Raw genomic sequence first — 10,457 nt, forward strand, 5'->3', positions numbered from 1 at the left:
GCACCCGCCGTACGGCGGGTGCCTTTGCGTGGACACAACTCGGATGATTTAAGCGGTTGCCTGCGCCTTGCGGGCTTCCTTCATGTTGGGCAGGAACACCGTCAGCAGCCCCAGCAACGGCAGGTACGAGCAGATCTGGAAGACGAAATCGATGCCCTTCATGTCGGCGACGACGCCAAGCACGGCGGCCGCGATGCCGCCGACGCCGAAGGCGAAGCCGAAGAAGATGCCGGCGATGGTGCCGACGCGGCCCGGCACCAGTTCCTGCGCGAAGACGACGATGTTGGAGAAGGCCGACGACAGGATCAGGCCGATCAGCACGGTCAGCACCATCGTCCATTCCATGTTGGCGTAGGGGAGCGCCAGCGTGAAGGGCAGGACGCCGACGATCGAGAACCAGATCATCGCCTTTTGTCCATAGCGGTCGCCGAAAGGGCCGCCGAGCAGGATGCCCAGTGCCGAAGAGCCGAGGAAGAGGAACAGCATGACCTGCGACATCTGCACCGAAACGCCGAACTTATGGATGGAATAGAAGGTGTAGTAGCTGGCTAGGCTGGCGATGTAGGCGTTCTTGGTCAGCACCAGCAAGGTCAGCACCGCCAAGGCCCACATCACCTTGCGGCGCGGGAAGGGCGAGACGAAGCTTGCCGTCTTGCGATTGCCCTCCGCGGCGCGCAGGCGGCTGTACCAGCCACCGACCTGCCACAGGATGACGATGCCGATCAGCGAGCCGACGGCGAACCAGGCGATGCTGGTCTGGCCGAAGGGCACGACGATGAAGGCGGCCAGCAAGGGACCCATGGACTGGCCGAAATTGCCGCCGACCTGGAACAGCGATTGCGCCAGGCCAAACCGGCCGCCGGAAGCGAAACGGGCGATACGCGAGGATTCCGGATGGAAGATCGCCGAACCGATGCCGATCAGCGAGGCGCCGATCAGCAGCAGGTAGTAGTGCCCGGCATAGGCCAGCACGACCAGGCCGATCAGCGAGGACGCCATGCCCCAGGGCAGCGAATAAGGCATTGGCCGCTTGTCGGTGACCGCGCCGATGATCGGCTGCAGCAGGGATGCCGTCACCTGGAAGGTGAAGGTCAACAGGCCGATCTGCCAGAAGTCGAGGCCGTAATTGTCTTTCAGAAGCGGATAGATGGCCGATAGCAGCGACTGCATGATGTCGTTGATGCAGTGGCAGAGGCTCACCGCCAGGATGACGGTGAAGGCCGTCGCCTGGGCTGAAGCCCGACTGGCGGTCGCTTGTGTCGCGACGCTGCTGGCTGTCGTATCGGTCAAGATAGGCTCCGTAGTCTTTTTGGCGGGTTGTTCCCGCGGGCGACGTGGCGGGCGCTTCCCGCAGGCAGCCTTATAGGCCGGTTGCCAAGAGACTTCTTTCGTGGTTTGGTCCAATAGTTTCGCAAGTGGGCCATACCGAATGCCAAAAACCAGGGAGATTTTCGGCGCCGGGCACACCGATCTCCAACAGTTGCACGGGCTACGTTGGCAGTGGCTCGAGCAGGCGGTCGGGCCGGCGGTGGTGTTGCCGACCGAATATCCGGACGGCTACCACGTGCCGCACCACCACCACAGCCGCAGCCAGTTGCTGCATGCGCTGGTCGGCGTCGTGCTGGTGACGACGCGGCATGGGCGCTGGATGGTGCCGCCGGACCATGCGATGTGGATTCCGGCCGGCATCGAACATTCCGTCGAGATGCTGGGCGATGTCTCGATGCGCTCGGTCTACGTCATGCCGCAGGCGATACCGGGCCTGCCGGAGGGCATGCGCGTCGTCGGCGTCACCGACCTGATGCATAGCCTGATCGTGGAATCCGAGAAGCTGCCGCAAGGCGGCGAACTGGAAGGGCGGGGCGGCCTGATCATGAACCTTCTCCTGCATGAGATCCCGCAATTGCCGGAGCGGCCGCTCGGCCTGCCGTTCCCGTCGGATCCCAAACTTGCGGCGCTCTGCCGGCGTTTCGTCGCAGCACCCTCACCGCACGCAACGATCGACGAATGGGCCGATACCGTGGGCATGAGCCGGCGCTCCTTCACGCGTGCCTTCCAGCGCCAGACCGGCCTGTCGCTGTCGACATGGCGCCAGCAGGCCTGCCTGTTCGCGGCCTTGCCGAGGCTCGCCGATGGTGAGCCGATCACGCGGGTGGCGCTCGATCTCGGCTATGACAGCGTGCCGGCCTTCATCACCATGTTCAAGCGCATGCTGGGTTCTTCGCCGCGCAGCTATATGCGCGGGGCGCGTGACGCCGGCGAAGGCATGCGGCGAGCCCCGGCCCGGTTAGAGGCCCCGGCGCCATCGGCCTTGCCGCCGCAGGGGTAGCTGGTTTTCAGTCGAACAGGCTCGACACCGATTCCTCGGTAGCCGTGCGCGAAATGGCTTCGCCCATCAGGTCGGCGATCGAGATGACGCGGATGTTGGGCGCGTCCAGCACGCTTTGCGTCGGCTGGATGGAATCGGTGATCACCAGTTCTTGCAGCTTCGAGCCGCTGATACGGGCGACCGCGCCGCCCGACAGCACGCCGTGGGTGATGTAGGCGGTGACGCTGGTCGCGCCGTTGGCCAGCAGCGCATCGGCTGCGTTGCAGAGCGTCCCGCCGGAATCGACAATATCGTCGATCAAAAGGCAGTCCTTGCCAGCCACCGCGCCGATGATGTTCATGACTTCCGATTCGCCCGGACGCTCACGGCGCTTGTCGACGATGGCGAGCTGCGCGTCGAAGCGCTTGGCCAGCGCGCGGGCGCGGACCACGCCGCCAATATCGGGCGACACCACCACGACATTGCCGAGCTGCTTGTACTTCGCCTTCACGTCGCGGGCCATCACCGGCACGGAGAACAGATTGTCGGTCGGGATGTCGAAGAAACCCTGGATCTGGCCGGCATGGAGATCCAGCGTCAAAACCCGGTCGACGCCGGCGCGGGTGATCATGTTGGCGACCAGCTTGGCCGAGATCGGCGTGCGCCCGGAAGCGCGGCGGTCCTGCCTGGCATAGCCGAAATAGGGGATAACCGCGGTGATGCGCTTGGCCGAGGAGCGCATGAAGGCGTCGATCATGATGAGCAGTTCCATCAGGTGATCGTTGGTCGGGAATGAGGTCGACTGCAGGATGAAGACATCCTCGCCGCGCACATTTTCCTGGATCTCGACGAAGATTTCCTGGTCGGCGAAGCGCCTGACACTGGCCTTGCCCAGCGGGATGTTGAGATAGCGGGCGACCGCTTCGGCCAGCACCCTGTTGGAATTGCCCGCGAAGAGTTTCATGCACCGTTCCTGGTGGAGGACGGAGAGGCCTGGCGGACTCTCCTGCGCCTTTTAATCGGGCTTTTAGCGGCCCGCGCTGGTATTGCAAGCGCCGTGATCGCGAATCCGCCGGCTAAGCCCAGGAAAACTGTTTGGCATCACCGACTGGCAATACCTCAACTCGCCTTTCCGCTGAGAAAGGCCGCAAACTGGTCGATGGTCTGGTCGGCGATCGCCTGCATGGTGGCTGGCGAGACCGACTTCCAGCTGTCGGCGCCGCCGGAACTGGTCGAAGGCGCCTTCATCTGGCCGTTGATGCGGTGCAGCCGGTTGCCGGAGGGGTCGTAGACGTCCCAGACGTAGATGACGGTGGTGTCCTTGCCCTCCGTCATCGCCGAGAAGTAACCCTTCAGTACATGCGTTGCCGTCTGGTCCTGGCTGCCGGCCAGCGTGATGCCGCGCTGCTTGGCGCGTGTCTGAAGTTCCGCCGTCAGCGGCGTGGCGGCTTCCACCGAAGCGCCGACGATCGGCGCGATCTGCAGCCGGGTCTTCGACAGGATCGCGGCGGCCTGGGCGGAGGTGACGGGCGCGGCGGATGCGCCCGCCGTCGCGGTGGGCGTCGATGGCGCCAGGGCGGGAACGGTGGCCGCAGCGCTGCCTTGTGTGGCGGGTGCGGGCTGTGCCGAAGCCGCCGGCGGGGTGATGGCGGAAGGTTCGAGGACGTCCTTTGCGTTGGTGCAGGCAGTCAAAGCCAATGCCACAAGCAATGACACGGTCGTCATGTGCGATCGTCTCATTTGCCTTCTAACTCCTTGGCGAAGAACGCCTCCCATTATGGATTCACTGCACGATCAAGTCGAGATCATGGCGGGACAGCGGCTTCGGCTGGGATTCGGTGGTCAGGTAGGTGCGGCCAAGCGTCATCGCTGTCTCGGTGTCGGAATCCATGATGATCATGTGGGCAAACAGCGTCATGTTCGGCGCGATCGGCTCGGGATTGCCCTGGTAGAACATCGGCATGTCCATCCAGGACGGGGTGAAGCGGGCGCCGACCGAATAGCCGCAGGCGTTCAACCGGTGCTTGGTCAGGCCGTGCGCTTCCATGGTGCGGGCGTGGGCGTCGAACACGTCGCCGAAGGTGTTTGCGGGCGTCATCGCCTTTTCGACGGCCAGAAGCGCGGCGCGTGCCGCGTCGAACAGCTCCTGATGGCGCTTGGAGACCTTGCCGGTCAGCACCGTGCGCATCATCGGCGCATGGTAGTGATGGAAGACGCCGGCCCATTCGAGCGTCAACTGGTCGTTCTTGGTGAGCTTGCGGCGGCCGGCCTTGTATCGGCAGAGCAGCGCGTCGATGCCGGAGCCGATGATGAACTCATTGGCCGGGTAGTCGCCGCCGCCGGCGAAGATCGCACCTTGCATGGCGGCCAGGATCAGGGCCTCGTCGCCGCCCTGCTTGATCAGCGGCAGCGCCGCGTCCAGCGCGTCGTCGGAGAGATTGGCGGCCTTCTCCGCCTTGGCGACCTCGGCCGGGCTCTTGAACAGGCGCAGCCGCCCGACGATGCCGGAAGCATCGGCGATCTGGCCGAAGGTCTGCAACTGCTCGTCCAGGCGGCGGCCATTATAGGCGGTCAGGCCGTGGGTGTCGTATTCGACGCCGATGCGGGCGCCGAGCAGGTCGAGTTCGTTGAGCAGGTTGCGCAGATCGACCGCCGGGTTGGCGCCGTCGCGGTCGGTCCACAGCACGATGTTGTCGATGATCGAGGTGTGGCGCGCCTGGCGCAGATCGGCCGAACGGGTCAGAAGCACCATCGACCCTTCGGCCTTCACCACCAGGCACTGGAAGAAACAGAAGCCGAACGTATCGTAACCGGTCAGCCAGTACATGCTTTCCTGCGCGAACAGGAGGATGGCGTCGAGCTTCTTCTCGGCCATCTCGATCGTCAGCCGGTCGCGCCGCGCGTCGAATTCCGATCGTTCAAAATGCAGAGCCATTATTAATTCTCCAAAACGATTGCCGAAACCTGCCGGCCATAATCGGGCTCCTTGCGGTGCGTGGTGCGCCGGTAGGAGTAAAACAGATCTTCCTCGGCATAGGTGCAGCGGCCAAGGCCATCGGCCGTCACTCCGGCCCTGGCCAGCCGGTCGACCGTATAGCGGTTAAGGTCGAACATCGAATGGCCGGCCTGTGCCGAAGGCACGAAATACCGCGCATTTTCACTGTCGGCATCGACGAAGCGGGCGACGAATTCTGGCCCCACTTCGTAATTGTCGGGGCCGATCGAAGGGCCGAGCACGGCGACGATGTTTTCGCGACGGGCGCCGAGGCTTTCCATGGCGGCAATGGTGTTTTCGAGCACGCCCGTGAAAGCGCCTTTCCAGCCGGCATGCGCCGCGCCGATGATGCGCGCGCCGGCATCCGCGAACAGAACCGGGCCGCAATCGGCGGTCGAGGCGCCGATGGCGATGCCTGGACGATCGGTGACGATGGCATCGGCCTTGGGCCGCTCGCCCGCGAAGGGTTCCCTGGCGATGACGACGTCGGGCGAATGGACCTGCCAGGCGGTCAGGAGATGGCTTGCGGGGACGCCCATCCAGGCGGCGACGCGAGCCCGGTTCTGCGCCACCAGCGCCTGGTCGTCATCCGACCCGGTGCCGATGTTGAGGCCCTGGTAGATGCCGGTGGAGACACCGCCTATGCGGGTGAAATAGCCGTGGCGGATGCCTTGTGCCCGCGTCTTGTCCAGCAACGGCGACCGAACGGGATCCGGTTTGGTCTGATTCAGCATGCGGGCGTTGTTGTCCGTGTGGGCGGTTTCGTCAAGAAGGAGTGCTTCGTCGAGAAGAAAACGGGGCATGGCGCGGCCGGCGATCCGGTCGCGCTTTTTTACGGACGGGAGATTGGGAGAGGCTGCGGTGAAAAGTCAATCCGCCGTGGCAAGGGACGTCGTTGCGGAGAGTGGGGCGGCCACGCCACGCGGCAGTATGGCAAGCACCTTGAACAACTCGCCCATGGCTTGCGGGCCGGCGAGGCGCTCGACATCGTCGGCGATCTTGTCACGTGCCGCCTGGCCGGCATCGGCGCCGAGCCGGCCGGCACGTTCGAGAATGCCCATGTCGAGCAGGAAATCACCCTGCGTCGACAGATGGGCGTCAAGACCTTGCGCGCGCACGATCGCGGCAAGGGCGGCGAAATCGACATGAGAGGTGAGGTCAGCTTCGCCCGGATTGGCCAGCACATCTTCGTGATCGTGCCTGCGCAAGGCCTGCAGCGTGTCGCCGACACCCGGCTGCAGATGGCCATAGTCAAGGAATAGCCCGGCGCCGCCATCCGTGGATACGCGCTCGGCGATGGTAGCCATCAGGGCGGCCCGGGCGGGCGCCACTTCGACGATCGCGCCTTGTGGCGCGCCTGTGGCATCGGTGGGCAGAAGTGTCGGGTCGACCGAGCCGGCGCCAGCGAAGAAGCAAAGGTTGTCCGAGTGATCGAGGCCGACCATGCGCTCACGCCAGCCGGCCCCGGCGCGGACAAACTGCCGGATCGGCACAGCGTCGAACAATTCGTTGCCGACGATGAACAGAGGCTGTCGCGGCAGCGTGTCGATGGTTTCGTGCCAGCCGATCGTGAAGGGTGTCGCCGCAAGCGTCTGTTTCTGGACCTCGGCCAGGCGAGGGCTGGTCTCGATCATGGCGAAGGACGCGCCATTGGCCAAGGCTGGATCGAGCCGCGACAAGGTGCGCAGCATGTCCTTCATCAGCGTGCCGCGGCCGGGACCGATCTCGGCGACGGTGACTGGCATCGGCCGGCCGTTCGCTGCCCAAGCCTGGTAAAGCCAGACGGCGACGAGTTCGCCGAACATCTGGCTGATCTCCGGTGCGGTGACGAAGTCGCCGGCTGTGCCGAACGGCTCGCGTGTCGTGTAATAGCCGTCACGCGGATCGAACAGACAGAGCGCCATGTATTCGTTCACCGGCATCGGACCCACAGCCTTGATCAGGTCGACGATGCGGGACCTCAGCCGCGTCATGTCGCCTGCGGTTGTGCTTGCGTCACCGGTTTGGCTGTCGCCATTGCCCAGATGCCAGCCAGCACCATCGGCGTCGACAGGATCATGCCCATGGTCAGCCAGTTGGTGCCGAGGAGATAGCCGAGCTGCTGGTCGGGCTCGCGGAAGAATTCGACAAAGATGCGCGACAGGCCGTAGCCGCAGATGAAGGCGCCGCCGACAAAGCGCGGCGTCTTCAGCTTGAGGCGCGAATGGGTAAGGATGCGCAGCACGAGAAACAGCACCAGCCCTTCGAGCAGGGCTTCGTAGAGTTGGCTCGGATGGCGGGTGAACGGACCGCCATTGGGGAATTCGATCGCCCAGGGCACATCGGTGGGCCGTCCCCAAAGCTCGGAGTTGATAAAGTTGGCGACGCGCACAAGGCCAAGGCCGACCGGCACGCCGGCCGCCACGACATCGAACAGCGACCAGGTACGGATGCCGCGCTTGAAGGAAAACAGCGTCATGGCGAGGATGACGCCGAGCAGGCCGCCATGGAAGGACATGCCGCCTTGCCAGACAGCGAAGATATCGAGCGGATGGGCGATATAGCGGGACAGGTCGTAGAACAGGACATAGCCGGTGCGGCCACCCAGAACCACGCCGATGGCCGCCCAGACAATGAAATCGTCGAGATCCTCCGGCTTCATCGGCAGGACGCCGTCGGGCCAGAGTTTGGGATTGGCGGCGAGCCGCTTGGCATACCACCAGGCAAACAGGATGCCGACGATGTAGCCGATGCCGTACCAGTGCACCGCCAGCGGCCCGATCTGGACGAGGATCGGGTTGATGTTCGGGAAAGGCAGCGAAGCCAGCGGCAGTAGGAAATATTCGTTCAACGGGGAGCTCTCGGTTGCGATCGGCGCGGACCATGCGGCAGGGTTTTGGCAGGGTCAAGGCAAGGTCACGGCCCCGGGAGCAGGATCGCTCCAAGGTCCATCGCGCGGGTGCCGTGCTCAACCCCTGGGCTTGCCGGACACCAGTTCACGCAAGGCGTCGTTGATCCTGTCCTGCCAGCCGGGACCAGCTTCCTGGAAATGATCGAGCACGGCCCGGTCGATCCTGATCGAGACCAGCTCGCGGACATTCGGAGCGGTGGAGGGCTCGCGTGGCGGAGCCGCGGCCGGCTTCTTGACCGGCTTGAAGACAGCCTCGGCGGCTTCCATCGGATTTGTCGGTCGGCGCGGGGGTGTTGCCATTGGTTATCCTGACTGAAGACGACTCATGCCTGATGCAGTCGCGATGAAAACGCTACAATAGGCGACTTGACACCATCCCGTATAGAAGGAGCCGCTCGACGTTCTTGCAAGCGCAGTGCCTATCTCGGCGATTTCACTGTCAATGCCTTGTACTTGGCCTCTAGGCGATCAAGCACCTCCTCGGCTGGTTTGACCCGCCCTGCATCGGCATCGCTGACGCCTCGGGCAAGCGCTGCGTCGAGTGCGGCAAGGCGCCGGTTCAAATCCGCATCGATAGCCACGGAAGACTCCCACCTAGATGCTCTTCCCAGATGATACCAGCTATCGGCTGTCAGTTCAGATCAAATCGCATCCGACGTGATGCCGCATCGGCTTTAACGTTCTTGCATTCCTCGCGCCACGTCACTAATTCAAATCGAGCAAGCGAGGATTTGCCATGTCGACCGGACCGAACCGCATTCTCGATGAATTCGCCAAGCTGATGACCGACGCCGCCGGTGCCGCTCAAGGTGTGCGGCGCGAGGTGGAGACGGCCTTCAAGGGCCAGGCCGAGCGCATCCTCAACTCCATGGATGTCGTGCAGCGCGAGGAGTTCGAGGCCGCGCGCGAGATGGCGGCCAAGGCGAGAGAAGAGAACGGCAGGCTCGCCGAGCGCATCGAGACGCTCGAGGCCAGGATCGCCGAGTTGACCGGTCAGGCCACACCTGCGGCTCCGGCCAAGCCCAAGCCGAAAAAATAATTCGTTAAACTTTTCCACAAAGCACCAGCCTGAAAATCGCTTTGCCGTGAATCGCTTACCGGCATTGCGTGACTCTTTGTGACAGGCACCTTTCCACATGCGAATGACGCAGTGCGAAAAATTGGGCTGTTCACGCGACTCCCGATCAATAGACTGAATTTGTTGCATGATTCGGAGCAGGGTCATGCGCCGGGCGGTGGGGTCCGGTCTGGGGTCTTTGCGTTGAGAAGTCCCGGCCGTCCGAGTTCTAGACAGATTGTTCGTCGTGTGTGCCCCGCGGAGCGTGTGGCGCTCCCCCTGAACACAGGAAGCATTCCATGGAACTTCTCGAACTCGAATTTTCGCGCGAAATCCATCCGGTGGATGTGATCGAGCAGGTGGCCCACAACAATGACTGGTCCTTCGAACGGGCCGGCGACGACGAAATCTCGATCTCGGTCGCCGGCAGCTGGACCGACTATCACGTGTCCTTCTCCTGGATGGAGGATTTCGAGGCGCTGCATCTCGCCTGCGCCTTCGACATCAAGGTGCCGGAAGCGCGCACGCTGGAAGTGATGCGGCTGTTGTCGCTGATCAACGAACAGATGCTGTTCGGCCATTTCGACCTCTGGGAGCAGGAGGGCGCGATCATGTTCCGCCAGTCGCTGCTCCTGGCCGGCGGGGTCGAACCCTCGAGCCAGCAGGTCGAGGTGCTTTTGTCCTCGGCCCTGGAAGCCTGCGAGTGCTACTTCCAGGCTTTCCAGTTCGTCGTCTGGTCGGGAACCTCGGCAAAGGACGCACTGGCCGGCGTGCTGTTCGAGACCTTCGGCAACGCCTGAGCAAGAAGCGTTCGACATGAGTTCAAGCAACGAGCGCAAGCCCGAAATCAGCTTCGCCGATTTCGATCGTGTCGACATTCGTGCCGGCACGATCGTCGAGGCCGAGCCTTTTCCGGAGGCGCGCAAGCCGGCATTCAAGCTGAAGATCGATTTTGGCCCGACGATTGGCATCAAGAAGTCGTCGGCGCAGATCACCAAATACTATACGCCCGAGACCTTGATCGGCCGCCAGGTGTTCGCGGTGGTCAATTTCCCGCCGCGCCAGATCGGCCCGTTCATGTCGGAAGTGCTGACGCTCGGTTTTCCGGATGAGGAGGGTGCTGTGGTGCTCGGCGCCATCGAGCGCGAGGTGCCTGACGGCGGGCGGCTGTTTTAGATGTTTAATCCCGGCATTTGCTGGAGCGGAT

General features: G+C 63.5%; 13 protein-coding genes. 4 read left to right on the forward strand and 9 right to left on the reverse strand.

What is annotated here, in order from left to right:
• Positions 1-48: 48 nt before the first annotated feature.
• On the reverse strand, positions 49-1,290 hold the full coding sequence (locus tag C7I87_RS04990) for an MFS transporter (RefSeq protein ID WP_149903149.1): 1,242 nt from the start codon (positions 1,288-1,290) through the stop codon (positions 49-51).
• Between the two features lie 139 nt (positions 1,291-1,429).
• On the opposite strand from C7I87_RS04990, the gene C7I87_RS04995 reads away from it, so the two are divergent.
• The gene (locus C7I87_RS04995; RefSeq protein WP_149903150.1) at positions 1,430-2,329 is read left to right on the forward strand and encodes an AraC family transcriptional regulator; all 900 of its coding nucleotides are present in this window, start codon (positions 1,430-1,432) and stop codon (positions 2,327-2,329) included.
• Positions 2,330-2,336: 7 nt separating this feature from the next.
• Here C7I87_RS04995 and C7I87_RS05000 read toward each other — a convergent pair whose 3' ends face one another.
• The 8 genes from C7I87_RS05000 to C7I87_RS05035 form a co-directional block, all read right to left on the reverse strand.
• Positions 2,337-3,272, reverse strand: coding sequence for a ribose-phosphate pyrophosphokinase (locus C7I87_RS05000; RefSeq protein WP_149903151.1), 936 nt, complete (start codon positions 3,270-3,272; stop codon positions 2,337-2,339).
• A gap of 155 nt (positions 3,273-3,427) precedes the next feature.
• Positions 3,428-4,048, reverse strand: coding sequence for a hypothetical protein (locus C7I87_RS05005; RefSeq protein WP_149903152.1), 621 nt, complete (start codon positions 4,046-4,048; stop codon positions 3,428-3,430).
• A 43-nt stretch (positions 4,049-4,091) separates the two neighbouring features.
• On the reverse strand, positions 4,092-5,243 hold the full coding sequence (locus C7I87_RS05010; protein WP_149903153.1) for a M24 family metallopeptidase: 1,152 nt from the start codon (positions 5,241-5,243) through the stop codon (positions 4,092-4,094).
• Positions 5,244-5,245: 2 nt separating this feature from the next.
• The gene (gene pgeF / locus C7I87_RS05015; RefSeq protein ID WP_149903177.1) at positions 5,246-6,037 is read right to left on the reverse strand and encodes a peptidoglycan editing factor PgeF; all 792 of its coding nucleotides are present in this window, start codon (positions 6,035-6,037) and stop codon (positions 5,246-5,248) included.
• A gap of 135 nt (positions 6,038-6,172) precedes the next feature.
• Complete coding sequence (locus tag C7I87_RS05020; RefSeq protein WP_149903154.1) at positions 6,173-7,276, reverse strand: class I SAM-dependent methyltransferase; 1,104 nt, start codon at positions 7,274-7,276, stop codon at positions 6,173-6,175.
• Positions 7,273-8,133, reverse strand: coding sequence for a prolipoprotein diacylglyceryl transferase (gene lgt, locus C7I87_RS05025; protein ID WP_149903155.1), 861 nt, complete (start codon positions 8,131-8,133; stop codon positions 7,273-7,275). The genes C7I87_RS05020 and lgt overlap by 4 nt, the downstream gene beginning before the upstream one ends.
• A 117-nt stretch (positions 8,134-8,250) precedes the next feature.
• Positions 8,251-8,493 (reverse strand): BrnA antitoxin family protein, encoded by a 243-nt coding sequence (locus C7I87_RS05030; protein WP_149903156.1) that lies wholly within the window; start codon positions 8,491-8,493, stop codon positions 8,251-8,253.
• Between the two features lie 119 nt (positions 8,494-8,612).
• Positions 8,613-8,774 (reverse strand): hypothetical protein, encoded by a 162-nt coding sequence (locus C7I87_RS05035; RefSeq protein WP_373424636.1) that lies wholly within the window; start codon positions 8,772-8,774, stop codon positions 8,613-8,615.
• A gap of 155 nt (positions 8,775-8,929) precedes the next feature.
• Between C7I87_RS05035 and C7I87_RS05040 the strand changes: the two genes are divergently transcribed.
• The 3 genes from C7I87_RS05040 to C7I87_RS05050 all read left to right on the forward strand — a co-directional run bounded on the left by C7I87_RS05040 (position 8,930) and on the right by C7I87_RS05050 (position 10,426).
• Complete coding sequence (locus C7I87_RS05040) at positions 8,930-9,232, forward strand: accessory factor UbiK family protein (protein ID WP_027143348.1); 303 nt, start codon at positions 8,930-8,932, stop codon at positions 9,230-9,232.
• Positions 9,233-9,549: 317 nt separating this feature from the next.
• Positions 9,550-10,050, forward strand: coding sequence for a type III secretion system chaperone family protein (locus C7I87_RS05045; RefSeq protein WP_015316098.1), 501 nt, complete (start codon positions 9,550-9,552; stop codon positions 10,048-10,050).
• A 16-nt stretch (positions 10,051-10,066) separates the two neighbouring features.
• Positions 10,067-10,426: a tRNA-binding protein gene (locus C7I87_RS05050; RefSeq protein WP_149903158.1), complete on the forward strand. Its 360-nt coding sequence runs from the start codon at positions 10,067-10,069 to the stop codon at positions 10,424-10,426.
• Positions 10,427-10,457 lie beyond the last annotated feature (31 nt).

Source organism: Mesorhizobium sp. SARCC-RB16n, from assembly GCF_008520305.1.
GTDB lineage: Bacteria > Pseudomonadota > Alphaproteobacteria > Rhizobiales > Rhizobiaceae > Mesorhizobium.

Coding starts and splice junctions, on each gene's coding strand:
- C7I87_RS05020 (WP_149903154.1), bottom strand. CDS start 7,276: ATGACGCGGCTGAGGTCCCGCATCGTCGACCTGATCAAGGCTGTGGGT.
- C7I87_RS05030 (WP_149903156.1), bottom strand. CDS start 8,493: ATGGCAACACCCCCGCGCCGACCGACAAATCCGATGGAAGCCGCCGAG.
- C7I87_RS05000 (WP_149903151.1), bottom strand. CDS start 3,272: ATGAAACTCTTCGCGGGCAATTCCAACAGGGTGCTGGCCGAAGCGGTC.
- pgeF (WP_149903177.1), bottom strand. CDS start 6,037: ATGCTGAATCAGACCAAACCGGATCCCGTTCGGTCGCCGTTGCTGGAC.
- C7I87_RS05005 (WP_149903152.1), bottom strand. CDS start 4,048: ATGAGACGATCGCACATGACGACCGTGTCATTGCTTGTGGCATTGGCT.
- C7I87_RS05050 (WP_149903158.1), top strand. CDS start 10,067: ATGAGTTCAAGCAACGAGCGCAAGCCCGAAATCAGCTTCGCCGATTTC.
- C7I87_RS05010 (WP_149903153.1), bottom strand. CDS start 5,243: ATGGCTCTGCATTTTGAACGATCGGAATTCGACGCGCGGCGCGACCGG.
- C7I87_RS05040 (WP_027143348.1), top strand. CDS start 8,930: ATGTCGACCGGACCGAACCGCATTCTCGATGAATTCGCCAAGCTGATG.
- C7I87_RS05045 (WP_015316098.1), top strand. CDS start 9,550: ATGGAACTTCTCGAACTCGAATTTTCGCGCGAAATCCATCCGGTGGAT.
- C7I87_RS04995 (WP_149903150.1), top strand. CDS start 1,430: ATGCCAAAAACCAGGGAGATTTTCGGCGCCGGGCACACCGATCTCCAA.